The sequence below is a fragment of the Cupriavidus sp. 2TAF22 genome (assembly GCF_052115045.1).
Classification (GTDB): Bacteria; Pseudomonadota; Gammaproteobacteria; order Burkholderiales; family Burkholderiaceae; genus Cupriavidus.
This window is the reverse complement of record NZ_JBFRFX010000033.1, coordinates 24,474-50,350: the sequence shown is the minus strand read 5'-3', so window position 1 is coordinate 50,350 and position 25,877 is coordinate 24,474. Positions and strand designations below refer to the sequence as shown.

General features: G+C 63.5%; 25 protein-coding genes, 1 pseudogene and 1 riboswitch. Of the genes and pseudogenes, 11 read left to right on the top strand and 15 right to left on the bottom strand.

Annotated features, from left to right (window positions below):
• Window positions 1-8: 8 nt before the first annotated feature.
• Window positions 9-131 (top strand): cold-shock protein, encoded by a 123-nt coding sequence (locus tag AB4Z48_RS30410; protein WP_441620893.1) that lies wholly within the window; start codon window positions 9-11, stop codon window positions 129-131.
• Window positions 132-288: 157 nt separating this feature from the next.
• Here AB4Z48_RS30410 and AB4Z48_RS30405 read toward each other — a convergent pair whose 3' ends face one another.
• The 14 genes from AB4Z48_RS30405 to AB4Z48_RS30340 all read right to left on the bottom strand — a co-directional run bounded on the left by AB4Z48_RS30405 (window position 289) and on the right by AB4Z48_RS30340 (window position 16,906).
• Window positions 289-1,101, bottom strand: a complete 813-nt coding sequence (locus AB4Z48_RS30405; RefSeq protein ID WP_441620891.1) for a c-type cytochrome — start codon at window positions 1,099-1,101, stop codon at window positions 289-291.
• Window positions 1,098-2,717: a cbb3-type cytochrome c oxidase subunit I gene (locus tag AB4Z48_RS30400; protein ID WP_441620889.1), complete on the bottom strand. Its 1,620-nt coding sequence runs from the start codon at window positions 2,715-2,717 to the stop codon at window positions 1,098-1,100. Before AB4Z48_RS30400 ends, AB4Z48_RS30405 begins: the two co-directional genes overlap by 4 nt.
• Complete coding sequence (locus AB4Z48_RS30395) at window positions 2,704-3,288, bottom strand: cytochrome C oxidase subunit II (protein ID WP_441620887.1); 585 nt, start codon at window positions 3,286-3,288, stop codon at window positions 2,704-2,706. The genes AB4Z48_RS30400 and AB4Z48_RS30395 overlap by 14 nt, the downstream gene beginning before the upstream one ends.
• A complete protein-coding gene (locus AB4Z48_RS30390; RefSeq protein WP_441620885.1) occupies window positions 3,285-3,461 on the bottom strand; it encodes a hypothetical protein in 177 nt (58 codons plus the stop codon). The genes AB4Z48_RS30395 and AB4Z48_RS30390 overlap by 4 nt, the downstream gene beginning before the upstream one ends.
• Before the next feature lie 8 nt (window positions 3,462-3,469).
• Complete coding sequence (locus AB4Z48_RS30385; RefSeq protein ID WP_441620883.1) at window positions 3,470-4,756, bottom strand: c-type cytochrome; 1,287 nt, start codon at window positions 4,754-4,756, stop codon at window positions 3,470-3,472.
• A 5-nt stretch (window positions 4,757-4,761) separates the two neighbouring features.
• Entirely contained in the window at window positions 4,762-5,481 is a 720-nt protein-coding gene (locus tag AB4Z48_RS30380; RefSeq protein ID WP_441620881.1) for a c-type cytochrome, read from the bottom strand.
• Window positions 5,482-5,869: 388 nt separating this feature from the next.
• Window positions 5,870-6,856, bottom strand: a complete 987-nt coding sequence (locus AB4Z48_RS30375; RefSeq protein WP_441620879.1) for a TorF family putative porin — start codon at window positions 6,854-6,856, stop codon at window positions 5,870-5,872.
• A 73-nt stretch (window positions 6,857-6,929) separates the two neighbouring features.
• Window positions 6,930-8,768: an allophanate hydrolase gene (gene atzF, locus AB4Z48_RS30370; protein WP_441620877.1), complete on the bottom strand. Its 1,839-nt coding sequence runs from the start codon at window positions 8,766-8,768 to the stop codon at window positions 6,930-6,932.
• Window positions 8,765-12,433, bottom strand: a complete 3,669-nt coding sequence (gene uca, locus AB4Z48_RS30365; RefSeq protein WP_441620875.1) for an urea carboxylase — start codon at window positions 12,431-12,433, stop codon at window positions 8,765-8,767. The genes atzF and uca overlap by 4 nt, the downstream gene beginning before the upstream one ends.
• 113 nt (window positions 12,434-12,546) lie before the next feature.
• Window positions 12,547-13,233, bottom strand: a complete 687-nt coding sequence (locus AB4Z48_RS30360) for an urea amidolyase associated protein UAAP2 (protein ID WP_441620873.1) — start codon at window positions 13,231-13,233, stop codon at window positions 12,547-12,549.
• Window positions 13,234-13,251: 18 nt separating this feature from the next.
• On the bottom strand, window positions 13,252-14,058 hold the full coding sequence (locus tag AB4Z48_RS30355; RefSeq protein ID WP_441620871.1) for an urea amidolyase associated protein UAAP1: 807 nt from the start codon (window positions 14,056-14,058) through the stop codon (window positions 13,252-13,254).
• A gap of 23 nt (window positions 14,059-14,081) precedes the next feature.
• A complete protein-coding gene (locus AB4Z48_RS30350; protein WP_441620869.1) occupies window positions 14,082-14,978 on the bottom strand; it encodes an ABC transporter ATP-binding protein in 897 nt (298 codons plus the stop codon).
• 4 nt (window positions 14,979-14,982) lie between these two features.
• Window positions 14,983-15,885, bottom strand: coding sequence for an ABC transporter permease (locus tag AB4Z48_RS30345; RefSeq protein WP_441620867.1), 903 nt, complete (start codon window positions 15,883-15,885; stop codon window positions 14,983-14,985).
• A 7-nt stretch (window positions 15,886-15,892) separates the two neighbouring features.
• Window positions 15,893-16,906: an ABC transporter substrate-binding protein gene (locus AB4Z48_RS30340; RefSeq protein WP_441620865.1), complete on the bottom strand. Its 1,014-nt coding sequence runs from the start codon at window positions 16,904-16,906 to the stop codon at window positions 15,893-15,895.
• A 57-nt stretch (window positions 16,907-16,963) separates the two neighbouring features.
• A riboswitch (guanidine-I (ykkC/yxkD leader) is annotated at window positions 16,964-17,081 on the bottom strand.
• Between the two features lie 452 nt (window positions 17,082-17,533).
• On the opposite strand from AB4Z48_RS30340, the gene AB4Z48_RS30335 reads away from it, so the two are divergent.
• From AB4Z48_RS30335 to AB4Z48_RS30305, 7 genes are all read left to right on the top strand, one after another.
• On the top strand, window positions 17,534-18,067 hold the full coding sequence (locus AB4Z48_RS30335) for a lecithin retinol acyltransferase family protein (protein WP_441620863.1): 534 nt from the start codon (window positions 17,534-17,536) through the stop codon (window positions 18,065-18,067).
• 61 nt (window positions 18,068-18,128) lie between these two features.
• Window positions 18,129-18,788: a TetR/AcrR family transcriptional regulator gene (locus AB4Z48_RS30330; RefSeq protein WP_441620861.1), complete on the top strand. Its 660-nt coding sequence runs from the start codon at window positions 18,129-18,131 to the stop codon at window positions 18,786-18,788.
• Window positions 18,789-19,093: 305 nt separating this feature from the next.
• A complete protein-coding gene (locus AB4Z48_RS30325; protein ID WP_441620859.1) occupies window positions 19,094-20,092 on the top strand; it encodes an AraC family transcriptional regulator in 999 nt (332 codons plus the stop codon).
• 530 nt (window positions 20,093-20,622) lie between these two features.
• Window positions 20,623-21,135: an NAD(P)H-dependent oxidoreductase gene (locus AB4Z48_RS30320; RefSeq protein WP_441620857.1), complete on the top strand. Its 513-nt coding sequence runs from the start codon at window positions 20,623-20,625 to the stop codon at window positions 21,133-21,135.
• 3 nt (window positions 21,136-21,138) lie between these two features.
• Entirely contained in the window at window positions 21,139-21,687 is a 549-nt protein-coding gene (locus tag AB4Z48_RS30315) for a flavin reductase family protein (protein ID WP_441620855.1), read from the top strand.
• Between the two features lie 96 nt (window positions 21,688-21,783).
• Window positions 21,784-22,896 (top strand): LLM class flavin-dependent oxidoreductase, encoded by a 1,113-nt coding sequence (locus tag AB4Z48_RS30310; protein WP_441620853.1) that lies wholly within the window; start codon window positions 21,784-21,786, stop codon window positions 22,894-22,896.
• 87 nt (window positions 22,897-22,983) lie between these two features.
• Window positions 22,984-23,400 (top strand): RidA family protein, encoded by a 417-nt coding sequence (locus AB4Z48_RS30305; RefSeq protein WP_441620851.1) that lies wholly within the window; start codon window positions 22,984-22,986, stop codon window positions 23,398-23,400.
• Here AB4Z48_RS30305 and AB4Z48_RS30300 read toward each other — a convergent pair.
• Window positions 23,395-23,481 (bottom strand): annotated as a pseudogene (locus tag AB4Z48_RS30300) (hypothetical protein); the annotation flags it as partial. The gene AB4Z48_RS30305 and the pseudogene AB4Z48_RS30300 overlap by 6 nt on opposite strands.
• Between AB4Z48_RS30300 and AB4Z48_RS30295 the strand changes: the two are divergent.
• From AB4Z48_RS30295 to AB4Z48_RS30285, 3 genes are read left to right on the top strand one after another with little or no spacing between them, the layout of a single operon-like run.
• On the top strand, window positions 23,472-24,239 hold the full coding sequence (locus AB4Z48_RS30295) for an alpha/beta fold hydrolase (RefSeq protein WP_441620958.1): 768 nt from the start codon (window positions 23,472-23,474) through the stop codon (window positions 24,237-24,239). The pseudogene AB4Z48_RS30300 and the gene AB4Z48_RS30295 overlap by 10 nt on opposite strands.
• The gene (locus AB4Z48_RS30290; RefSeq protein ID WP_441620849.1) at window positions 24,239-25,063 is read left to right on the top strand and encodes an ABC transporter ATP-binding protein; all 825 of its coding nucleotides are present in this window, start codon (window positions 24,239-24,241) and stop codon (window positions 25,061-25,063) included. Before AB4Z48_RS30295 ends, AB4Z48_RS30290 begins: the two co-directional genes overlap by 1 nt.
• Window positions 25,050-25,868, top strand: coding sequence for an ABC transporter permease (locus AB4Z48_RS30285; RefSeq protein ID WP_441620847.1), 819 nt, complete (start codon window positions 25,050-25,052; stop codon window positions 25,866-25,868). The genes AB4Z48_RS30290 and AB4Z48_RS30285 overlap by 14 nt, the downstream gene beginning before the upstream one ends.
• Window positions 25,869-25,877 lie beyond the last annotated feature (9 nt).

Below are 25,877 nucleotides of genomic sequence, written 5' to 3'. Positions count from 1 at the left end.
ATCGCGTCATGGTATTCGTCTCCGAGGTTCAGGGAAACGGCTTCAAATCGCTTCAGGAGGTCCAGAAGGTCAGTTTTGAAGTCAAGCAAGGTCCCAAGGGGAAACAGGCAGCGAACATCAAACCGCCGTGAATTTTCCGCGCCGCAAACGCATCCTGTCAGGGCAGAGATCGGGCCCATGCGTGGTCCGCTGTGGGTCTGGAGTAGGGTAGCACGGCAACTCGCAGCGGAATCCCTCAGGGGTTTGCTGGCCCTGCTCACGATCGTCGCCTCGGCTCTAGCTGCCTAGCTATCTTCCTTCCACCGGACTTGCTTTGCGGGCGTAAAAGGCCGACACCTCTTCCATCTCCTGCGCGCTCATCCCCCGCACCATGTTACGCATCTGTGCTTCTGGATCGTTGTGGCGATTGCCTTGCGCGAAGGCCTTGAGTTGCCCTACCAGGTATTCCTTTGGCATGCCTTCCAGCCACGGGGCGCCCAGCTTCTGGTCGACGCCGCCGTGGCAGGAAATGCATGGCGCTATATTGCGCATCGGGTCCCCGACGCGGACCAGCGACGGGAGCGACTCGTCGTAGGTAGTCGGGGAGGTTCTTGCCTTGGGCAGGGAAGCAAAGTAAGCGGCCAGGTCTTCGATGTCCTTGTCGGGCAGACGCGTTGCCAGAGCCTCCATGATCGGACTTGCGCGCTTGCCGCTCTTGTAGTCATGCAATTGCTTGATGACCACCTCGGGATACTGCCCGGCAAGATTGGGCGCGTTCGAGATGCTCATGCCTTGCGCGCCATGGCACATGGTGCAGTTGAGTGCGAGCGTTGCGCCCCGGCCGATCGAATCGCTGGGGGCGGCCCGCGCCATGTCGCGCTCGAGCACGACATTGGACGAGCCGGGTCCGTCCTTCACGGCTGCTCCGCTGCTCCAGGCGGCGGGTACGCCGGCCGCGCGGCAAATGCTGGCCCAGATTCCCTGGGCGGTGAAGTCGCCATGGACGGACGGCAGCCACACGAAGCCTACGAGTATCGACAGGACGGTCAAGGCCGAAAGGAACACCACGCTCCAACGGAACCACGGGTTGCGCCATGCATACATGCCGCCTTCGTGCATCATCGGCTCCCGATTGGTACCACCGGCACGGATGCTTCCTTCAGGGACGCCAGTTGCACGATGGGGTATCCGTAGTTGACGACGGTGAGGCTGATCATCATCGCCACCCACAGGCCAAATCCGTTCAATGCCACCGGCGCCGGAGCGCCTGCGTGGACAGGCTCGCTGAAGCTATAGGGCGCGGGACCTGCCGTGCCTTTGCGCGCGCGCGCCAGGACGAAGATAAAGAGAAATGCGGAAATGACAAGCAACAAGCCACCCGCTGCCGATGCTGTCACTGTCCACGCTTGCGGGTGGATAGCCGGATGCGTGTAGTCGTAGTAAGCCATGCGTCGCGGCATGCCAAGCAGCCCCACCAGGTGCCATGGCAGCGACAACACTAGCATGCCAACGAACCATAGCCACAGTTGCAACTTCATGATTCCTGTTGACAGCGGTTCGCATTGCGTCAGTTGTGGCCATAGGTCATACGCGACCACCATGTACATGATGACGATTGCCCCGGCAAAGATGAGATGAAAGTGGCCGGTGACCCACTGCGTGTTGTGGATGGTCTCGTTGAGCTGGTAGCTCATGTTGATCAGGCCCCCCGCACCGCCGAAGCCAAGCATGATGAAGGAGAAGGTCACCGCCAACATCACGGGGTTGTCCCAAGGCAGCGCCTTGACCCAGCCGAACGGCCCTTTGCCGCCACGCAGCCTTCCGGCAATCTCGACCGACGCGACGATGGTGAACACGGTCAACAGCGTCGGCACGGACACCATGGCGGTCATCGCCGCGTGCACAAACTTGAACCCGGCACCCACTTGTGGGTCGGCGAACAGATGGTGGATACCGATGGGCATCGAGAACACCAGGAAGAGGACGAATGCGACGCGCGCCATCGTATCGCTATACAGCCTTCCTCCAATCGCACGTGGCACGATCGTATAGAACGCGATATACGCCGGCATCAGCCAGAAGTAGACGATGGCATGCAGGGTCCACGAGAAAAAGACCCGCGCCAGGCCCGCGTTGATGGTGTCGGTCAGGCCAAGCGATGCGGGAAGGATTAGCACGAGCACTTCGATGGCGGCGCCCAGCGACGTCCAGGCCCACAGGTAGGCACCCGCGACGTTACCAAACATCGCCAGCGGAACAGTTGCGCCGGGATTGTCTTTCTTCCACGCCCTCAGGTTGATGGCCATCAGCGCAACCCAGATCCAGGAGCCCACGACCACCAGCACGACGCCAAGATAGTAGAACGGGCTTCCAATCATGGGCGGGTAGAACGTGTACAGGATCGACGCCTTGCCAATCGCCATGGTGACGGCTGCCATCGCGGTGCCGCCCACCACCAGCCAAAAGCCGCCCCAGGCCCATCGCACGCCGATCAATGGCCTTTTCAGCGCAAGTTCCGTGATGGCATAGCCGAAGCCCATGGCTACCAGTGTGGGCAGCACGTAAGCCATCACGGTGCCGTGTGCCGTCACCGATCGATAGTAGTGCTCCGGGTTGTTGATCCACGCATGCAGCGGGCTGCGAATGTACATCTGCCATTCGCCAAGCAGGATCGCGCCGAGGAAGGCGACGAAGGCGACCCAGAAATGGGCCAGCACGAGTCTTCTAGCGAGGAACACAGGTCAGCCTTTCTTCTGTACGCGTCTTGGCGAGAAACTCGTCGCGCGCTAGCACTTGTACGCGACCCCACATGGCTTCATGTCCGGTGCCGCAGTATTCATGGCACGGCATCAATTGCTCGCCCGTAGTGCGAAACCTGGTGGTGAACGTCGACACGAAACCCGGGATCAGCATCGTGTTGGCATTGGTTGTTCCGACGATAAAGCCGTGTACGACGTCGGTGCTGGTGGCACGGAAGGTAATGGGCACGTCTGCGGGTACGACGATGCATTGCGGCACGAAAGAGTACTGCTGGGCTACGACGCGGACGATCACCTTGCCGTCATTGTCCATTGCGGTGCCCAAGTTGCTTTCAACGAATTCGCCCCGGATGTGCAAGGTCTTCACGTCGATGGTCTCTACCCTGGACGGCGGCATGGCCGCCCAGTGAAGGCTGGTGATGATCATCACTGCCACCAGGGAGGCGATGATGATCCCAACGACGATGGCCCAGCGGCGTTCTGCCGCGACGGCGACAAATTCCGCGTGGTGGCTGCCGTCGTTTGCCGGGGAGTTGGTATCGGCGCTCACTGAACCACGCCTCGCGGCAGATAGACAAACAGATAGAAGCCGAAATAGATGGCAATCACGATGGCGGTCGCGACGCCGGCTATCGCAAACGTCCCCGACGGGCCGCGGCTGACGATCCGAGCGACTTCCACGTCCAGTTGTCTCGCTTCCTCACTCTCAATGGGATCGGCCATCACTTTCCTCACTCAGGAAGCAGCGTACGAAGATCGTTGGCCTGGGCCGGTGTCACGGGCGTACCGCTATTGCCCCAAGCAACACGGATATACGTGACTACGGCAGACGCCTCTTGATCGTTCAGGATATGCGAGAAGGGGGGCATGCCATGAGGCCGCGGGTTCTTCGCGGTACCGGGCGCATAGCCGCCGTTGAGCACCATGCGAATGGAATTGACGGGCGACAACATGGTGAGGGACTGATTGCCCGCCAGTGGGGGAAATGCCGGCGGCTGCCCTTTGCCTTCCGCGCCGTGGCAGACAGCGCATTGCAGTGCGTACACCTTGCGGCCCAGTTCCATCACAGCCGGATCGACCAGGCGCGCCTGGCTGGTGGGAGGCGGTTCGGCATCCCGTTGCGGCAATGCCTTGAGATAGACCGCCATCGCCTCGACGTCGGCATCGCTAAGATACTGAAGGCTGTTGTAGACGACCTCGGCCATCGGGCCATACACCGTCGCCCGGTGCGAAACGCCAATTTGCAGGAGGTCCGTGATGTCCTTGATGGACCAGTTTCCTAGCCCGGCCTCCTGGTTGGAGGTGAGTGAAGGCGCATACCAGTTCTGGTTGGGGATCATGCCGCCTTCGAATGCTTTCGACTCGCTCGAACCGCCCAACATATTGATAGCCGTATGGCACATCGCGCAGTGCCCCAGGCCCTGTACGAGATATGCGCCGCGGTTCCATTGCGCGGATTGCTTGGAATCAGCGGTGTACTCGCCCTCCTTGAAGTACAGCGTTCTCCAGCCGATCAAAAGTTCGCGCTTGTTGAAGGGGAAGCGCAGCTCGTGCGCGCGATTGGCCTGCTTTACCGGTGCGACGGACATAAGATAGGCGAAGATCGCATCCGAGTCGGCCCGTGTCACTTTGGTATAGGAGGCGAACGGCATGGCCGGATACAACAGCGCCCCGTCACGCGAGACGCCGGTGTGCATCATCCGGTAGAAGTCGTCGGCGGTCCATTGGCCAATGCCGGTTTCGTCGTCTGGCGTAATGTTAGGAACATAGAGGCTGCCAAAAGGCGTAGCCATCGCGCGGCCTCCCGCGAACGGCTTGCCGTTTGGTGCCGTATGGCAGGCCACGCAGTCGCCGGCGCGGGCGAGATACTCTCCGCTGCCGATGATCTGAGTTGTCGCATTGATGGGCCGGGCGTCCGTTTTTTCAGGAAGCCTGCTGGGGCGGAACCAGTACATGGCGACCACGGCTACGGCCAGCAGGACTGCAACTCCGATCCCAATACGCGCGCTCGTTCGCATATGGCTTATCGCTGGCTGCCGCACGCCAGAGGCATGCGCACAAGGTTGGACGACTCGGGAGACAGATCCTTCGGCGCGGGCTGCTGCGACAACCACGCTGCTACCGCCGTTATATCGCTATCGGAAAGCCGCGTAGCAATGCGCTTCATGCAATCGGGCTCGGCGGCATGCCGGTCGCCGACGCGCCAGCGCGTTAGCTGCGCCACGATATAGGTAGGGCGTAGCCCGATCAAACCTGGAATGCCCGGCTCCATGCCAGTCAGCCCGGCCCCATGGCACGTCGCGCACGCGGGGACATTCTTGCTGGCATCGCCTGTGCGTACCAGGGCCTGGCCTCGTGCCACCGTGACGGGATCCGTGGTTCCGGCCTCCTGGGCCGCGAACGGTGGTCTTTGCTTGGCGAAGTGGTCGGCGATTTCCCGCAGGTAGGCATCGGGCAGGTATGCGACCAGGTAGTTCATGGGCGGGTACTTGCGGGTTCCGTCCCGGAAGGCCACCAGTTGATTGTAGAGATAGCCCGCGGGCTTTCCGGCGATACGTGGGTAGTAACCGTTGCTCGTGCCTTGTCCGCTCTGGCCATGACAGGTCACGCATCCCTGCACCCTGGCCTCCAGCGACTCAACCTGCTTGAACGCAGGGACAGCCTCGGCCGTAGCCTGTGCCAACGCCCATCCGGGGGCGCAAAGCAGGCATGCGAGGAAAACCGCCGGTCTTGGTCTTCGCATTGAATTGTGACGTCGTCACCCCTTTGGCGAAACACCTACCATTGGCAGAGGCGGGCGCCGGGCGCCGCCACGCCAGCTATTCCTGCCGCCTGAGAGTTGCGCTGCGTTGTGTTTGCTGCGCTAACAGCGTAGGCGGTCACAATGGCTAAAGTCAATGTACTCTTCGCGACCTATCGCGTGGAGCGCAGGCTCGCTGGCAAACTTGGTCTTGGGACCGAGAGGCTTTACAGCCCCCTTCCCGGGACGTCCTTCGTCAGGAACCTCACGTCGGTGGGAAATCCGCCTACCGGCGCCGCTAAGTATCTTCAGCCCACTCCCCCGGTAGATAGACTTGGTAGCCAAAGAAGCACTGACTGCGACTTGACAGTTGTCCTGCTTCCCAATTCGCTCAAAACCCATAACTAACCGAAGCCAAGACCCGATTCTCCTGATGCACCCCAAACCGGTTATACCCCCCAATAATCCACTGAAGCCCTGCGCTAAGCGGCGTCCCGGGAATCGGCGCGGCAAGCGCCAGTGTGAGATGCCGGAAGGCTCCGCTGTACGGCGTATTCCCCGCAAAGCATCCATTGACGACAAACGCGCCATGTGGCCCGCATGAAGTCCCGCTGAGCGTATCAGTGGTGCCAAGGTACTTTCCCTCCTTCTTGTACGTGTATGCCCCCACCGTGCCGGTGAAGGTAATGCCATAGGGCAAGGTCTTGGTATAGACCAGCGTCCAGTACGTATCCCCCTTGTTCCCCCACACCACATCGTTGAGCAGCGTCTGCGCATTCAGGCTGAACGGCCCATAGCTCAGGCCGAGCCTGGATTCCAGCGCATTGGCATGGGAGCCATTGATGTAGTAATAGGCCGTCATCCCGACCGTGTAGCCGAGGTCCCCGACGATCTTCCCGCTATAGGCCCCGTAGAAATCGTTCTCGATCGACTTCGCGGTCTGGAAGCTGGTGATCGAGCGGTCGCTGTAGGAGTTGCCCAGTTGCTGGTACGAGTAGTTGATCATCGACGCCCAGTAGCCGATGCTCCAGCCGCTTTCATGCGCCAGGTCCACGCCCCATTGCAGTGCTGGCCGCGAGGATTCCGGGGCGTCGCCGCCGGCGTTACCCAGTGGGGCGCCGTTGCCGTAGGTGGTGGTGGCGCCGCGCAGGACATAGCGGGAGACGGCGTCGAGATGGCCCGTGAACGTGTAAGGGCCGGCCGGCTCCGCAGGTGCGGCTTCCGGCGCATTCGCCTCGGCGGCTTGGGCGGCTTGGCCGCTATCCTGGGCCGTGACCGGCGCTGCGCAGGCTAGCAGCGCGCAAGCGGCCAGCCACGCGGGAACCACGCGCGGCGACGACGGACGATGGGAGGGCGTGCCTGTAGTAGGGGCGAACATGGTGGAACTCACGGTTGGGACCAGTGGGTGGATGGGAACAAAAAACGGCAAACAGGAGAGAACGGCGGGGGGCTCAGTGCGGCGGCGGCTCCGTGCCGATGGCTGCCTGGTGGGCGCGCCACGCCCGCCAGCCGCCAAATTCCGTGATGTCGGTCGCGCCGGCTATGCCGCACGGTTCGCAGATAAAGCCTGGAACGCTGCTGCCGTCGGCCAGTACGGTGCGGCCGATACCGAGGGGCGCGGGAATGCCGGCGGCGAAGCTGCCGAAGCGGGCCTCGGGCATCTCCCATACTTCGACCTCGATGGCGGCACCTTCGGCTTGCCCCACGCGTACAAGGCCGGGCCGCTGCACGCCGGCGCCGGCCAGCGCGTAGAGGCGGTAGCTCGGCGCCGTGCGGGTACGTGCCAGCAGGCGCGCGCCACGCTCGGCCAGCTGGTGGTGCAGGGGCTGGCCTTGCAGGTGGGCGCCGCAGACGGCGACTTGCAGCTGGCCGCTGCGCCCGGCGGGCGGCACACTGGCGGCGGCGGGCAACGTCCTGCCCGTTGCGCCCATCGTGGCCGCGCGTCCTTGCAGGGCATATTGCCAGCGCCGCGCCAGATGCAGCAGCGGCACGTCCTGGTGGGCCGGCGCGACCAGCGTGATGCCGAAGGGCAGACCGTCGGCGAGGAAGCCGGCGGGCACGGCAATGCCGGCGCAGTCCAGCAGGTTCATGAAGTTGGTGTACAGGCCCAGCTCGCTGTTGCGCGCGACCGGCTCCGCCAGCATGGCGGCGATGGTCGGATGCCCAGGTACGGTGGGCAGCAGCAGGGCGTCCGCCTGGGCCCAGGCGGCTTCGCTCTGGCGCTGCAGCGCGCGCAGCCGGTACATGGCGGCGAAGGCATCGGCGGCCAGCGGTGTGGCGCCGCCCAGCGTGATCTGCTGCGTGACCGGGTACAGCGAATGCGGATGCGCATCGACGAAGGCGCGGATGGCCTGGTAGCGCTCGGCCACCCAGGGGCCTTCGTACAGCAGCCGGGCGGCTTCGAGGAACGGGGCGAAATCAATCTCGACCAGCTCGGCGCCCAGCGCGCGGGCATGCGCGCACGCTTGGGCGAAGGCGTCGGCATAGCCTGGCTGGAAGAAGCGCAGCTGCCCCGGCGCCGGCACGCCGAGGCGGAATGCAGCAGCGACGCCGAAGTCGAAACCATGCGGCTGGACCGGGCGCGCATAGGGGTCGTCGGCATCGAAGCCCTGCGCCACCGCGAACACACGGTGCGCGTCGTCGGCGGTCAGCGCGAAGACCGAGGGCGTATCGAGCGAGCGGCAGGCCGGCACCACGCCGCTGGTCGACAGCAGACCGCAGCTCGGCTTGAGCCCCACCAGGTGATTGAACGCGGCGGGCACGCGGCCGGAGCCCGCCGTGTCGGTGCCCAGCGCGAAGCTCACCTGCCCCAGGGCCACCGCCACGGCGGAGCCGGAGCTGGAGCCGCCGGAGATGCGCTCGGGATCGAAGGCATTGTGGCAGGCGCCATAGGGCGAGCGGGTGCCGTTGAGCCCGGTGGCGAACTGGTCGAGGTTGGTCTTGCCCACGGCAATGGCGCCGGCATCCAGCAGCCGTTGCACCACGAAAGCACTGCGGGCCGGCATATAGGTGTAGTCCGGGCAGGCGGCCGTGGTCGGCACGCCGGCCAGGTCGATGTTGTCCTTGATCGCGAACGGAATGCCGTACAAGGGCAGGCCGGCCGGCCCGTTCTGTTCCAGCTCCCTTGCCCGGGCACGCAGGGCCGTGGCGTCGAGGCGATGGATCCACGCGTGATGCGGATCGTGCTCTGTCGCCGCAATCACCGCTTCGATGACCTCGGTGGGCGTGCGTTCGCCGCGTTGGTAAGCCGCTTGCAGCGAGGCGATATCGAGCGAGAAGGGGACCGTCATGCTGCCTCCTTCGCTGCCACGCTTTGCGGCACCACGATGACGACTTCCTGCCCGGCGCTCACGGGCGCGCCTTCGCGGCAGGCCACGCGCCAGGCGTAGCCGGCGCAAGGCGCCGTGATGGCAAACTCCATCTTCATCGATTCCACGATGGCCAGCGTGTCGCCCTCGGCCACCGCGTCGCCTTCCTTTACCAGCACGCGCCACACGCTGCCGGGTACCTGGCTGCACACCACATGGGCTTGCTCCGGGAGTTCGGTGGCGTGGGCCGCAGCGGCGGAGGGCGCCTGCGTTTCGTCCACGTACTCGGCCTGCCCGAGCGCGCGCCAGCGTTCCCGCTCCGCGCCGAACGCGGCTTGCTGGCATTGCCTGAACGCCGCGATATCCGTTGCATGCTTGTCCAGGAAGCGACGGTAGTCGCGCATGCCAAACGTGCCTTGCTCGATGCGCAGCGGATAGCGACCCGCGGGGAAGTCGCGCCGGATCTTGGTGAGATCGTCTTCGCTGACAGGATAGAAGCGGATCTGGTCGAAGAAGCGCAGCAGCCACGGCTTGCCCGCGTCGAAGTCGGCGGCGCCGCTTTGCGCGTCGCGCCAGCGGTTCCACATCTGCAGCGTGCGGCCAACGAACTGGTAGCCGCCGGGCCCTTCCATGCCATAGACGCACATATAGGCGCCGCCGATGCCCACCGCGTTCTCCGGCGTCCAGGTGCGGGCCGGGTTGTACTTGGTGGTGACCAGCCGGTGGCGCGGGTCCAGCGGCGTGGCCACGGGCGCGCCCAGGTACACGTCGCCCAGCCCCAGCACCAGGTAGCTGGCATCGAAGACGATGCGCTGCACCGCCTCGACCGAATCGAGCCCGTTGATGCGGCGGATGAACTCGATATTGCTAGGGCACCACGGCGCGTCCGGGCGCACCGATTGCATGTATTTGTCGATGGCCAGCCGCGTGGCGCTGTCGTCCCACGATAGCGGCAGATGCACGGTGCGCGATGGCACGACGAGGTCGTCGGTATCGCCCAGCGCATCGTCCGCGGCCAGGATGGTGTCGATCAGGGCGGCACGCGCGAGCCGGCGCGGGTCGAAATGCACCTGCAGCGAGCGGATGCCTGGTGTCAGGTCAACCACGCCGTCGAGCCGCAGGGCTTGCAGCGCGGCATGCAGCGCATGGATGCGCATGCGCAAGGCAATGTCGAGCTGCAGCTCGCCCAGCTCCACCAGCAGGTAGCGGTCACCCGCCTGGCGCACGACCAGGCCGGGGCGGCTGGCCGAGGCCGCGCGCTGGCGCAGGATCGGCGAGCCGTGTTCGCCGGCGCCGGCTCCTGTGTCGGGCAGGAAGGCCGGGTGCGCGCTCAGCTCGCGCACCCAGCGGTCCTGCGCCGCCTGCCGCTGCGCGGCCTGCTCCTGCGTCACGCCATGAAAGCGCACTGCGTCGCCCGGGCGCAACTGGCCGAGCTTCCAGCGCTCGGCGGCAATCACCACGGCCGGGCAGACAAAGCCGCCCAGGCTGGGACCATCCGGGCCGAGGATCACCGGCATGTCGCCGGTGAAGTCGATGGCGCCGATGGCGTAGGCGTTGTCGTGGATGTTGGAGGGATGCAGCCCCGCCTCGCCGCCGTCGCGGCGCGCCCACATTGGCTTGGGGCCGATCAGGCGCACGCCGGTGCGGCTGGAGTTGTAGTGCACCTGCCATTCGGTGCCGAAAAACGCGTCGATGTCGTCGCCGGTGAAGAAGTCCGGTGCGCCGTGCGGGCCGTACAGCACCGCGATATCCCAGGCGTGGTTGCCGCCGGCATAGGCCGGGATCTGATCGTGCGCCAGCGCTGCTACCGGCTCGCCGGCGGTTTCACTGCCGATGTGCAGCATGTCGGCGGTGCGCAGTGTACGGCCGGCATGGCCGCCGAACTGGCCCAGCGTAAAGGTGGAGCGGCTGCCGAGGTAGTGCGGCACATCCATGCCGCCGCGCACGGCCAGGTAGGCGCGGCTGCCGCCGGTGGCCACCGCGCCCAGGCGCAGCACGCTGCCCGCGGCCACGCGGTGCGATTGCCAGGGCGCCAGCGCCACGCCATCCAGCGTGGCTGGCATGGGCGCGCCGCACAGCGCGATGACCGCATCATGGTGAAAGCGCAGCGTCGGCCCGCTCAGCGTGCATTCCAGCCCGGCGGCGGTGCCTGGGTTGCCGACCAGGCGGTTGGCCAGGCGGAACGCCAGGTCGTCCATGGGGCCGGACGGCGGCACGCCCACGTCCCAGTAGCCGGCGCGGCCAGGCCAGTCCTGCACCGTGGTCTGCACGCCGCCGTCCAGCACTTCGACCGCGTTGGGCCGGTAGGTGAAATCCGCCAGCGAGCGCGTGATGATGCGCCCGTGGATGAACTCGTCGCTGGCTGCCACCGCGCGCAGGTAGCGCAGGTTGGTCTCGATGCCCGCCAGCCGCGTCGTGCCAAGCGCCGCCTGCAGCTTTGCCACAGCGTCTTCGCGGTCGGTGCCGGTGACGATCAGCTTGGCGAGCATGGGGTCGTAGTGCGGCGGCACCTCGCTGCCCGCGCCAATCCAGGTGTCGATCCGGGCGTCTTCAGGAAAGCGCACTTCAGTCAGCAAGCCCGCGCTAGGCTGGAAGTTGCGCGCGGGGTCTTCTGCATAGAGGCGCACCTGGATCGAGGCGCCGCGCGGTGCGGGGGCTGCCAGCGCGAAGTCCTCGCCACGCGCCAGCCGCACCATCCATGCGACCAGGTCGATGCCCGTGACCTGTTCGGTCACGCCGTGCTCCACCTGCAGGCGCGTGTTGACCTCCAGGAAGTAAAAGGCGCCGGTGTCCGCGTCGAGCACGAATTCCACCGTGCCGGCGGAGCGGTAGCCAACCGCCTGGCCAAGCCGCTCGGCGGCGCCCAGCAGCGCGCTGCGCGTGGCCGCATCCAGCCCTGGCGCGGGTGTTTCCTCGATGACTTTCTGGTTGCGGCGCTGCGCCGAGCAATCGCGCTCGCCGAGCGTGACCACCTTGCCTTGGCCATCGCCGAACAACTGCACCTCGATATGGCGGGCGCGCTCGACAAACTTCTCCAGGAACAGCCCGGCATCCTTGAAGTTGGCGCGCGCCAGGCGCTCCACCGCTTCAAAGGCGGGCGCCAGCTCGGCCTCGCTGCGGATCAGCCGCATGCCGATGCCGCCACCACCGGCAGTGCTCTTGAGCATGACGGGATAGCCGATGCGCAGCGCTTCGGCACGCGCGACGGCCAGGCCGGGCAGCAGCCCGCTGCCCGGCAGCAACGGTACGCGGTGCTGTTCGGCCAGCGCGCGGGCCGTGTGCTTGAGGCCAAATGCGCGCATCTGGGCGGGCGTCGGGCCGATGAAGGCAATGCCGGCGGCTTCGCAGGCTTCGGCAAAGCCGGCGTTCTCGGACAGGAAGCCGTAGCCGGGATGAATGGCGCCAGCGCCGGTCTCGCGGGCGGCGGCCAGGATGCGCCCGGCATCGAGGTAGCTCTGCGCCGCGGGCGCCGGGCCGATGCAGACCGCCACATCAGCTTGCGCAACGTGGGCCGAATCCACGTCGGCTTCGGAGTAGACGGCGACCGAGCGCAGGCCAAGCGCGCGCAGGGTACGGATGATGCGGCAGGCGATGGCGCCGCGATTGGCGATCAGGACGGTGTCGAAGCGTTGAGATGGCGAGGACATGCGGGTGGTTCCCTCGGGGCAGGTCGTCCTGCGGGAATCATCTCGGCTGCGGGTCGTCCCGCAGCGGCGCCCTTGGGGCGCGGAATGGGCAAGCTGGTACTACGTTCTGCGCGCTACGCGATCCGCGCGCGGGCAGTGATCGCGGCATCCCACACGATGAACTCCACCGGCGTGGGGTTGTACGCGTTGCACGGGTTGTTGAGCTGCGGGCAGTTGGACACCAGCATCCAGACGTCCATCTCGGCGCGCAGCTCCACATACTTGCCCGGGCCGGAGATGCCATCGGCAAAGCACAGGCCGCCTTCCGGCGTGACTGGCACGTTCATGAAGAAGTTGATGTTGGGCACCAGGTCGCGCTTGCTCAGGCCCACGTCGGCATGCGCCATCGCCAGCAGGTAGTTGTCGCGGCAGGAGTGCATGAACTTCTTCTGCAGCGCGTAGCGCACGGTGTTGCTTTCGGCCGCGCAGGCGCCGCCCAGGGTGTCGTGGCGCCCGCAGGTGTCGGCCACGATGGTCAGCATCGGCCGGCCAGCGCTTGACACCAGCACCGAGCCACTGCTGAGGTAGATGCCGCCCTGGCGCAGCAGCGTATCGGTGGCGCTGTAATGCTCGGCCACGTCATGCCGGTTGTAGAACAGCACGTCGGCGGCCTGGTTGCCTTCCAGGTCGACGATGCGCACGGTCTGCCCGGCGCGGATTTCGGTGAGCCAGGGCTCACCCGCCGGCTGGCGGTGGCGCAGCGTCGCGTGCGCGGGGTCCAGCGAACTCGTGCGCAGGGTAGCGGTGGCAGCGTTGGTCATATCGGTTCCTCGTGGTCTTCAGGACAGCGCGAACACATCGGCGTTGTGCAAGGCGCGCGCGCATTCGGGGCGGTAGCCGCGGCAGAAGTCGTCGGCCGGGGCCGGGCCGTTGCGCCAGGCCGCGACGCCCACCCTGCCGGGCGCGTAGCCGGGGCGCGGGTCCAGCGGATGCGGGGCGGTGGAGACGGCCACGATCAGGTCCATGTCGCAGCGCAGTTCCACCGAGCTGCCTTGCACCGCCAGGCTGGCATCGAAGGCGAAGTTGCCGTGCGCGTCCACGGCGATCTTGCTGAACAGGTTGACCGGCGCGATCAGGTCGCGCGCGCCGAGGCCGTACTTGCCGATTTCGATCAGCAGGCCATCGCGGCCCGCGCGGTACATGGCGTTGCGGTGTTGCCCGAAACGCTGCTCGCCGTACTTCTCATGCAGGCGCGCGGCGTCCAGCAAGCCGCCGAACGGGTCGTGCCAGCCCAGTGTGTCGTGCGTGATCGAGGCCATGGCGCGGCCCATATCGCTCATCAGCACATGGCCGCGCGTGAAATGCGCGGTGTGCAGCGCCTTGCAGGTGTCGGGCATGCTGTAGCGCTCCAGCCGGTCATGCGCGGCGTAGAGCACCACGGAGCAGTTGGCGCGCGCGTCCAGGGCGGCAAAGCGCAGGGCCATGCCGCGCGACAAGCGCCAGCTCCAGTGGCAGCCGCCGGGCAGGACTTCGCTCCAGGCCACCTGGCTGGCGGGCAGGTCGGGGGCAAAGCGGCGCCAGTGGTCGATGACATCCACCGCGGCATGCACGGACGGGTTCGCAAAGGCGTGTTCAGGGGTTTCCATTCTGTTGGTCTCCGGGTGGCAACTCAGGCCTGCGGCTCGGGTGCGAGGTCGGTGGATGCGGCATGCGAGAGCTGCTCGAGCAATTCGAAATCCGTCTGCATGCCGGAGGTGGCGCGGATGCGCGCGAGCACCTCGCGCTTGAGGTTCAGGAATTCGGAGGAGAGCTTCATCTCCTGCGTGCGCGCGGCCGGCAGCGGCACCTCGTAGACGGTGTCGATGCGTCCGGGGCGCGGCGCCATCAGGACCACGCGTTGCCCGAGGTAGATCGCCTCTTCCACATCGTGCGTGACGAACACGATGGTGCTTTGCTCCAGCCGGTGCACGTGCAGGATCAGGTCGTGCATGACCTCGCGGGTTTGCGCATCCAGTGCGCCGAAGGGCTCGTCCATCAGCAGCACCGGCGGGCGGCTCATCAGCGCACGCGCAATGGCCACGCGCTGCTGCATGCCGCCCGACAGCTGGCCGGGGTAGGCATCCTTGACGTGGCATAGCCCCATCAGGCGCAGCAAGGCATCGGCCCGCCCGGAGGCGGCTTCCACATCGGCGCTGGTCCGGCTGCTGGTGTTGACCTTCAGCTCGCGGCAGAAGCGGATGTTCTCGATCACCGTCAGCCACGGGTAGAGGCTGTAGTGCTGGAACACCATCGCGCGCTGCGGGCCCGGGCCTTCGATCGGCTTGCCGTCGCACAGCAGCTCGCCCGCGCTGTGCGGCTCCAGGCCGGCGAGCGAGCGCAGCAGCGTGGACTTGCCGCAGCCGGATGCGCCCACCAGCGTGACGAACTCGTTGTTGGCGATATCCAGGTGGATGTCCTGCAATGCGGCCGGGGGCGTGCTGTCAGGCGTGCCATCGTGCGTCTTGCCGCGGCCGAAGAATTTCCATACGCCGCGCACGCGCAGCTTGGGGGAGAGCGTCATGGACATGGCTTTAGCGCCTCGCGTGCAGGTAGGGAAACGCGCGCCGGTGCGTCCAGCGCAGCAACTGGTCGATCGCCAGGCCGATCACGCCGATCAGCAGGATGCCGGCGAAGATCTTGTCGGTCTGCAAGAAGCGCTGCGCCTTCAGGATCGAGAAGCCCAGGCCCGAGCTGGCCGCTACCAGCTCGGCCACAACCAGGTAGGTCCAGGCCCAGCCCATGGTGATGCGCAGCGTATCGAGCAAGGCTGGCTTGGCGGCGGGGACGATGACCAGCCGGATCACTTCGCCGCGGCTTGCGCCCATGGTCTGGGCCGCTTCGATCTGCGCCATCGGCACGCGGCGCACGTCCTCGGCCACCATCAGCACCATCTGGAAGAACGTGCCGATGAAGATGATGGCGATCTTGGCGCCCTCATCGATGCCAACCCACACCATCACCAGCGGGATAAAGGCCACCGCCGGCATATAGCGCACGAAATCGGTCAGCGGCTCCAGCAAGGCCTGCACGCTGCGGAACGTGCCGATCGCCAGGCCCAGTGGCAGGGCGATCACCGCGGACAAGGCCCAGCCCGAGAGCACGCGCAGCGTGCTGATGCCGATGTCGCCGGCCAGGCCCTCGTCGGCATACCAGCCGTGCAGCCGTTGCAGCACCTGCAGAGGGCCGGGCATGAAGACCGGCTCGACCCAGCCGCTGGCGGCCAGCCAGGCCCAGGCCACCAGCGGCAGCAGCAGGCCAAGGCTGACCAGCGCCGCCGTGCGGTGCGCCGGGATGGCGCTGCGTATGCCCCACCAGGGCTGGCGCTTGGCGTGGAATGAAGGCGTGGCTGGCGTGGCGTTGGCCGTGGCCGCCGATGGGGGCAGTACGTGCGCCGCGCGCGCGGTGGAGGGCAGGCGTGCTGTGTTCTCGCTCATGTCTGTCTCACTTCAGCGCATCGGCCAGCAGGCTGGCATCGACGCCGCGCGCCGGGTCCGGCTTGCCGTCGATCAGCTTGTTCTCCAGCAGGAATGCCGCAATGGTCGGCGTGACGGCCTGCAACGAGGTGGCTTGCGCCGGGTCCAGCGCGCCGTGGTTCGCGGCGACATCGAAGAACTTCGTGCCGGGCAGGAAGACGCTGTACTCATCGGGCTTCATGCTGACCACCTTGGCCATGATCCGCGCCGCCTCGGCGGGTTGCTCGCGGATGAACTTCTCGGTGTCGAACCAGGCGCGGATCATGCCGACCAGGTCGCGGCGCTTGGCGCGGATCGCTTTCTCTTGCGCGACCAGCAGGTCCGGGATCAGGCCCGGCATGTCCTTGGAGGTGAACAGCGCGCGGCCCTTGCCGCTGCGGGTGATCTGGTCGATCCACGGGTTCCAGACCACCGCCGCGTCCACGCGGCCGGTCATGAAGGCTGCGGCAGCGTCGCCGGCCGAGAGGTTGGTGATCTTGACGTCGGAGGGCTTGAGGCCGTTCCTGGCCAGCGCCGTGACCAGCACGAAGTGCGAGATGCTGTACTGCTCCAGCGCAACGGTCTTGCCCTTGAGATCGGCGAAGGACTTGATCTTGCCGCTGACCACCAGCGCATCGTTGCCCGAGGAGTTGTCGTTGACCAGCACGGCCTTGAGCGGCAGGCCCTTGGCCAGCGGCCCGAGGGTGTCCGACCAGGTCTGGGAGTTGGCGTCGAGTTGCCCCGAGGAGAGCGCCGCGATCGAGTCGGTGTAGTTGGCGAACCAGACCAGCTTCACGTCCGCGCCATGCTTCTTGAAGAAGCCCTTTTGCTCGGCGACGTACCAGGCAACCCATCCCGGCCAGTCGGACACACCGACCTTGATTTCGGCCATGGCCGGCCGTGCACCGGCGAGGCCAATGGCAAGCAGCGCAGCGCTCAGCAGGCCGGCGCACGTACGCCGGAACGGGCGTCGCGAAGGACGTGAGAAAGGAAATGCAGGCATGGTTCGGCTCCGATCGGCGGTGACAAATGGCAGGGAAGCCACCTCTCAACGAAGTGAACCTCCCGGGCTTTTGTCCCGCCGTGGAGCCTGGGCGCGAACTAGCGCGCCTGAGGCCGGTTGCTCTCGGACCAGGCATCGTGCGCATGGCACGACCGGAACCCTAGCTACCCTTCGGTGAGCGACGCTAGGTCGCCTCCCTGACCGAGAATAAGCAAACGCCATGCCAGTGCCTGGGAACGGAACCGGGGATGAGAAAGTGATTCGCAACCGCCTTGTTGCGCCACGCAGCGGCGTGCGATGCCATGCCCTGGTGCGGAAATGCGCACGGCATGCACTGCTTGGGTGCGGGTGGGGCCGCTTACAGTGCAAGGGCGCAATCCGGCGGGGGAAAGCTGCGACGGCCCCGCCTGAGCAAGATGCCTGGTTGTGCGCATTTGGGAGTCTATCGGTTCGCTAGCCTATTGAAAAATGGGTTGCATAACCTATAAAATTAGATATAAATGCTTAAAACGTAACATATATAGGGTAAATACCGTTGATTTATAGGTATGTCAACCTATTATGCAAGCAGGCGACTTGCAGTGATTCACACGATAGTCGCTCCTCTGATGCGGCGGGGAGAGACCTATGCGCTACGATATTTCCAGATGTACCACGGGCCATCGTATCGACCGCCTTGTTGGATTGCCTGCATGTTCAGGCAACCCGATTCTGTTCCCGGGTGCTCACGTAAGCACGACTCGGGACGGCTATCGGCATCACGGCATTTATGTCGGTGGTGGAAAAGTCGTTCATTACTCTGGATTTTGTGAGAAGTGGCTCAGTGGCCAGGTGGAGGCAGTAAGCGTTGGCGAGTTCGCGTCCGGTCAGGATCTCCAGATCGAATTCCAGGCGCTTCCAGCCTTTTCACCGATGGAAACCGTAGAGCGAGCCTGTTCCCGCCTTGGCGAGCATCAATACAATCTGATTACGAACAATTGTGAGCACTTTTGTACATGGTGTATTTATGGCCAGAGCCGTAGCTCACAGGTTGAGAACTGTTTGCGTGACCCCCGAGCTGCGTTGCGTACTGGAATTGGTTTGATCAAGGCTCTCGCCAGGACCTGGCTAATCCCTCGTCCTGCGGAGACGGGGGAAATGACCCGGCGTTCGGCCGTTTGAACTGATCTGCAGGCAAGGCCGGGTGGAATGGATAAATGGAAATCTATTTTGACGAAATAAAGTGAAAAAGATCGAGTTTACTTCAGCGGATATTTATGGGAAGAAAACGGAAGCGCGGACAAGACTGCGAGGGAATCGCGCAAGTCGCGTTCCGGAGTTGATTGAGGCTTCGATCAAGGTATTTGCGGAAGAGGGGTATGGCGGTTACAGCATCAACCGGGTAGCTGGGGAAGTCGGAATCCGGCTTAGTACATTGCAGCACTATTTCGCCACACGAGAACAATTGCTGACGGCAACGATCCGCGAAATGTACGGTCGTTACATCGAACGTTACGCGAAGCTGAGTTCCAATAAGCTGCAATCGCCTGAAGATCGGTTGAATACGATCATCGATGAATTCTTTGATGAGGTTCTTGCCGCAAGTTCCAACGTAACGCCATTTGTTCTCGAGTGCTGGACGCTTGCCGAGCACGACCCTTCGGTGAAGGAACTTGTGGGGGAGGGGAACAAACAGTTCCAGCAGATCTGGCACGATCTGATCGCGGCGATCAACCCGTCCTTGCCGGCGGAAGAGTGCGCCATTCGAGCGACGCTGATAGAAGCGCACGCTCAGGGATTGATGATCTTTTGCCGGCGAGGAGGGCCGGGGCTGCCGGACCAGGAGGCGTTGCGGCAGGCGACGAAGGTGTTGTGGAGGGCAATGAGCAAGGCCACTACGTGATTTGTCGGCGTTCACGACACGGGTAAACGCTGATGCTCCAGAAGTTGCAGAGTGGGTACGCTAATACTTTATACATAAAGTATTCCATATCTGAGTGCGGAGCCCGCTGCAACTTGGTGTGGCGGGTGTATGCAGGCAACCCGATAGTGCGGTCGGCCTCAGTTGAGGCGCACGAGCCATGCAGAGCATCCCTTGGTGGGTCCATATTTGCGCAGTTAGCTGGCCGGAAGAAAGGAATGGAACTTGCGTTGCGGTTAGCCGAACCCATCCCATGCTTCGCGCCACTGATTTAGTACACAGAGTTCATGATGGAAAGCCAGTTTTATGCCGACGACACCATCCTGGCTGCCGAGCTAGACCTCAAGGCAGCATGGTCGTTCTCAGAAGCGCTTTGCGGGCCGCATTCGGTTCATATCCCGACACCTGATCGTTTCAGGTTTCGTTACAGCGGACAAGTGCTAAAGGGCATGTCGACCACGGTTGGGTATATCGAGCACGGTACGGACATCACCGTGGATGTTGGCGCCAGGGAGATTCTCAAGACGTACAGCATCAGCATCCCGGTTTCCGGCGAGCAGGAGTTGAGGGGTCCCCAGGGTTCGCTGTTATCGAACATCGACTGCGGCGTTGCGGTATCGCCAGAACAGCCATTGCAGATGGACATTACCGGGAACTGCAAGAAGATCCTTGTCACGATATCCCGAGAGTCATTGGAGAGGGTGCTCGAAGAGATTCTCGGACAGCATACTGAAGCACTGCTGGTCTTTGAGCCATGCATCAAGGGCAATGAGGGAAGTGCCGGCGCCTGGTGGAGGATGGTCAAGCATTACATCAGTGAGGTCGAATGCGCGAGAGAGCTATACGGCTGCGGCACTTTTAGCCGAGATATCGAGATGGCCCTGCTGAAGGGCCTCCTGATCGCCCAGCCAAGCAACTATTCGGATCAGATCGGAAGGGCCCTGGGTGCAAGGATCCCGGGATACGTCGCGCGCGCCAAGATCTTTATCGAAACCAACTTCAGAGAGACGATACATCTCGAGGATATCGAAGCAGTCGCCGGTGTATCGCGGCTAAAGTTGTTCGAGAGCTTCCGCAAGTATTTTGGATTTACCCCCATTGCCTATCTGAAGCACTTTCGTTTGCGACAGGCACGCACGGAATTGCTGTCTGATCTTTCCAGGCAGAACGTATCTTCCATCGCCTTGGGCGTAGGGTTCAACCACTTTGGCCGATTCTCCGCCGACTACAAGCGCGAATTCTCCGAAACGCCGTCTGAGACCATCAGCAGGAAGATACGTCGCTAGTTCGGTATGCCGAATCTGATCCCCCACAGGCTAGCTGGGGGGGACACAAAGTTGACGTCATTCTCGGCCGGCGGCTACGGGTCACAACAGCAGTAGTACGGCGAGCACCGTACGTGGCAACAGAACGTAGCCCGCCCGCGGCATCGGGCTCCAGGTCGACACAGCAAGCTGGCCCTGCTCCAGCGCAATAGCAACTTCCCGCGGCATATCTTTCCCGACTCGATGAGTCCGCGCGGCCGCCATTCTTCCCATCTTCAAAGTACGGTTGCCTGGCCCCGACGGCGCCTGCCCGCACCCGCTCCGCCCCCATGTTCTCAGCCCATCGCAGACCACAAAGTCGTCGCATGACGGGTCGGTCGCGTGCTCTAAAACAAGCGGCTCATATCCTGCCAATCACCCGAAATTTTCCGGACAGGCTTCTCCAAATATGTGGATAGCTGCGGCAGAGGCGGAATGGTCAAATCGCTACACACAGAAGCTACCTGAGCGCACGAGTGCTCCATACGGAAGGCAGCGTAACCCACGAGGGCATGTTGGAAATGACTACCACAATCATCGTTGGCAATCCAAAGCCAAAGTCACGTACTGCACACGCAGCGGCCATGCTGGTCGAAGCCCTGACTGGACGGGCGCCGGATACCGTGATCGATGTCGTTGATCTCGGCGCGTCGCTGCTTGGTTGGGGTGAGCCGGCGGTAGATAGCGCCGTGTCAGCGGTCTCCGGCTCCCGGCTCATCGTTGTCGCGAGTCCGACCTTCAAAGCCACCTACACCGGCTTGCTCAAGCTGTTCCTCGATCAGTTCGCCGGCGGCACCGGAATGCAAGGCGTTGTCGCCGTGCCACTCATGCTCGGAGCGGGGCCTGCCCATGCCATGGCGCCGGACCTGCTCCTGAAACCGGTACTTGTCGAACTCGGCGCTACCTGTCCCACATCCGGCTTGTACCTGCTGGAAAAATCATTCGAGGACGGCACCGCAATCAATGCATTTGCAGATCGTTGGGGCTCCATCGTGCGCACGTTGCTGTCCTCGCAAAGGGGGTAAGTCATGTCAGAGAACGCAATCAAGTGGCTGGCGGCAGATCCGCCATTCTCGGTGCTCGCGGAAAAAGGCGGTGAGTCCGGCGAGTTCCTGCGCAAGGCCTATGGGTGCTTCCCGACGGGTGTAGTGGGTGTGTGCGCAATGATTGACGGGCGCCCGGCAGGCATGGCGGCTAGCAGTTTTGTTCCGGTGTCGATTGATCCGCCGCTGGTTTCATTCTGCATCCAGTGGACCTCGAAGACTTGGGAAAAGCTGGCAACGGCCCCAAGGCTGGGCATCAGCTTTCTGGGGCACAGCCATGATGCCGCGGTGCGCCGCCTGGCTTCGCGGTCGGAAGACAAGTTTGATGGCCTCGGTCTCGGCACCACCCCAGGCGACGCGGTGTTGATCGATGGCGCGACGGTGTGGATGGAGTGCGCGGTCGAGACGGTCATGCCTGCTGGCGATCACGGCATTGTCTTGCTCAAGATCATCGCGTTGACGATGCGCCCGCATGTGGAACCTCTGGTCTTCCACGGCAGCGCCTTTCGCAAGCTGCTGTCACCGTCCGAATAGCTTCGAACGAATCCATCCATTGAGAACGAGGCCTTGAGCCTGCTTGTTTTAAACCCATGCTGTAACCAGCATTCTGATGATCTAGAGAGGTCTGCGATGCCCACAACTAAGCGAGCAACAGAAGTCGGCGTATTCATCCCGGTTGGCAACAATGGCTGGGTTGCGTCGGTAAATGCCCCAGCAACGCCCGGAACCTATGAGCACAATCTTCAGGTCACTCGCCTGGCCGAGAAGATGGGCTTCGATTTTGCCCTGAGCATGGCAAAGTGGCGCGGCTACGGCGGCCCCTCCAGGCACTGGGATATCACTCTCGAATCCCTGACAACGATGGCGGGCCTTGCGCAGGCTACCAGCTCGATCAAGATCTGGGGAACTGTGCACATGATGATCTTCCCTCCGGCTCTCGTCGCAAAGATGGTGGCCACGATAGACCAGATTTCCAATGGCCGGGTCGGGCTGAATCTTGTTTCCGGTTCGAACCCCCATGACCTCGGCCAACTTGGCTTGTGGAAGCCGCTGGATCACGCGCAGCGATACGGGCTCGCGGATGAGTGGATCAACGTCGTCAAGCGCCTTTGGACCGAGGATCGCGTCACCCATAAGGGTCAGTTCTACGAGCTGAATGATTGCATGTCGAATCCCAAGCCGTCGAAGATGCCCACCATCATCTGCGCCGGAGCTTCGGACCGTGGTTTTCAGTTCACGATCGACAACTGCCACGGCAGCTTCTTCACGGCCAGCGATGACGCGACATCAATCGCCCGCGGCAGGCGAGCCAAGGAGCTCGCGGCTCAGGCCGGCAAGCCAGAGTTCAAGACGTACGGTCTGTTCACACTGATTCCCGGTGAAACGGACGCCGATGCGCAGGCCCGCCTGGACCATTTCGATGCAGGCGTGGACCGTATCGCGCTCGCCACCCAGACGGCGGAGTACTCGTCCGACGTCAGCGCCAAGCAGAATTTTGCTGCCCAGTACTTCATTGACCAAGGTGCACGAGTGAGCTCGGTGCTTGGTGGCGCAATGACCGGATCGGCCGAGACGCTCGCGCGTCGCCTGGCCAAGACCATTATTGAATCCGAGCTTGACGGCATCACGCTCATCGTCCCTGACTTCATCAAGGACCTCAGCTTCATCGGCGAGAGAGTACTGCCCTTGCTTGAGGATTTGGGGGTCTCGACGAATGTCGGCGCAACGATGCGCGCGGCGTAAGCGACGGACCCTGTCAAATGCGAGCGTGCGCCATGCGTCGAACACGGGGCAACGCACGCTTGTTCAGCCTATATCCGAGGAGCAGTCTTGACCCGCACCCACATAAGCCCTGTCTTTCCCGAATGGGACTGGGAGCACGACATGCCGCCCGCGCCTGCGATTCGCGCCGGCAGCACCGTATACCTCTCTGGCCAGATTGCCCTGCGCCCGGACGGAAGTCTGGCTGGCGTGGGTGATCTGGTCGCCCAGTCGCGCCAGTGCTTCGAGAACATCCAGGCGATCCTCGCGCGTGTTGGTGGCTCGATGCGAGACATTGTCAAGATGACCACGTACTTTACCTGCGCGCTGACTGAGTCGGTGGCCCAGGAGTACTGGGTGGTACGAAAGGAGTTTTTCGGAGACCACAAGCCAGCCAGTACGGGCGTGCAAGTCAAGGCACTCCTGTTGCCCGCTTGCCTTGTGGAGATTGAAGTGGTCGCTGTCTTGCCGGAGCAAAGGTCATGACGACGAGTCCCGCATTCTCCGAGCGCGGCAACGTGCGCATCGCTTACGCGCGGGCGGGAGCAGGACCGCTGGTGGTCTTCCTGCATGGCGTCGGTGGCAACCGCAGCAACTGGGACGGACAGCTCGCGGGCCTGAGCGCTAATCACACGTGCGTCGCCTGGGACGCGCGCGGATATGGTGATAGCGATGATTCTGCCCGGCAATTGGTGTTCAGCGACTTTGCCGACGATCTGGATTTCTTGCTGAGCGAACTTGGGGCAGAGCGCGCGCATATCGTCGGGTTGTCGATGGGCGGCTACATTGCCCAGGATTTCTATCTGCGATACCCGGAGCGGGTGGCCACGCTGACACTTGCGGCGACGAGCGCGGGCGCGAACCTGCTGACCTCCGAGGCAAGGGAGGAATTCCTTGCGAAGCGTCTCAGACCACTCGAAGAAGGTGTCTCGATCGCGGAGATTGCCAAGGGACTCGTTGACATCCTGGCGGGAGGACGCGCCGACGAAGCGATCCGCCTCAGGTTGCGCCGCTCCCTGGAAGCGCTGCGGCCGGACTCTTACAAGCAAGCGCTGCAAGCTCTCGTCACCACTGATTTCCGCGAAGCACTGGGGCGGATTACGGTTCCCACGCTGGTCATTGTCGGCGACGAGGATCGCGTGTTGCCGGAAGCGGAGAGTCACCTGCTTGCCGCCAGCATCCCACGGAGCCGGCTGGTTGTCATCAAGGGGGCGGGTCACCTTTGCAATATTGAAGCGCCAGCGGAGTTCGACTCGGCATTGTCCGCGTTCCTAATGACGAACGCCGATGCCGGTGCTTCGATTCTACATAGGGAGGTGGAGTAATGCTCCAGAAACACCTGGAATCCATTAGCAGCACGGTAACAGGGGCGCGCGGCGTGGCGATCGACTTCCGTGAGGTGGGGCATCGTTTCAAGGCGTCTGACGGCACGGTCGTACAAGCGCTGAAGAACATCAACTTCAGCATTCGCCGTAACGAGTTTGTCGTCGTAGTTGGCCCTAGCGGCTGTGGAAAGTCCACGCTGCTGCGCCTCATCTCCGGCTTGATCAAGCCGGATACCGGCTCCGTTCATATCTTTGGCGACGAGGTCGCTGGTCCGCGTGACGACATCGGCTTTGTATTCCAGAAGCCCACGCTATTGCCCTGGATGAACGTGATGTCAAACCTCACGTTCCCGATAACCCATCAGGGCCGTCGCCTGACGCCGGGCGACATCGCCAGAGCCGAAGAGCTGCTCGAACTGGTTGGCCTGAAGGACTTCCGGAAGAAGTACCCGGATGAGCTATCAGGCGGCATGCAGCAGCGCGTGAGCATCGCGCGTGCGCTCCTGGCGGATCCGGAGATCTTGCTGCTTGACGAGCCATTCTCGGCGCTCGACGCGCTCACCCGGGACGAACTGAGCTTCGAGTTGATGCGGCTCTGGAGCGCACGGCAGAGCACGGCGGTCTTTATTACGCACTCCATTACCGAGGCGGTGCTGATGGCTGACCGGATCCTTGTGCTGGCGCCGAGGCCAGGCCGTATCCGCGAGATTGTGCCGGTGGAACTCTCCCGTCCTCGCACGCTGGCAACAATGCGCGAGCCGCTCTTCCATGATCTCTCCGACAACCTTCGCGAAGAACTCCTGAGCAGCCATGAACACAATTGAAGCCGGTAAGCGCCCGCTGTCGGCGCGAGAGAAGACGCCGTGGATGGCCCCGCGGGCGACGCTGCCATTCATCACCTTCTTGGTCATACTTTGTGTGTGGGAGGCTGCCAGTCGCTGGCTGGGGCTGCCTGAATATTTGCTGCCGTCGCCTGGCGCCATTGTCCGGGCTGGTGTTGCCGTCGGCCCCTGGCAGTGGTGGGACCACATCCAGGCGACCCTGCGCGTGATCGTGCTGGGGTTTCTGCTGGCCTTTGCGGTCAGCCTTCCGCTTGCTGCGTCGCTTCATCGATTCCGGGTGTTTCGCACTAGCGTGTATCCGCTCTTGATTGTGGTGCAGTCCACGCCCATTGTCGCGGTCGCCCCAATCCTCATTGTCACGCTCGGCGCCACCGATCTGGCGAGGGTTGTGATCACCGCCTTGATTACGTTCTTTCCACTGGTTGTCGGTATTGCCACCGGACTAGCACAGACGCCGCCCGAGTTGATCGAGCTCAGCCGGGCTCTAAAGGCTTCGCTGCGCAACGAGTATCTGCAGATCCGGCTTCCGTTCGCTTTGCCTCATGTCTTCTCGGCCGTCCGGGTGGCCATCACGCTTGCGGTCATTGGCGCCGTGATCGCTGAGTTTGTCGCTTCGGAAAAAGGGGTGGGTTACTTCATTCGGTTCGCGACCTCCTATTTCAAGATTTCCCAAGCGTTTTCAGCACTAGGCGTGCTGGTACTGATGAGTCTGGGACTGTTCCACCTGGTGACGCTGGTGCAACGGATCTGTTACCCGCGCAGCCTGCCCAAGTCGGGCGGTGAATGAGCGCGAAGA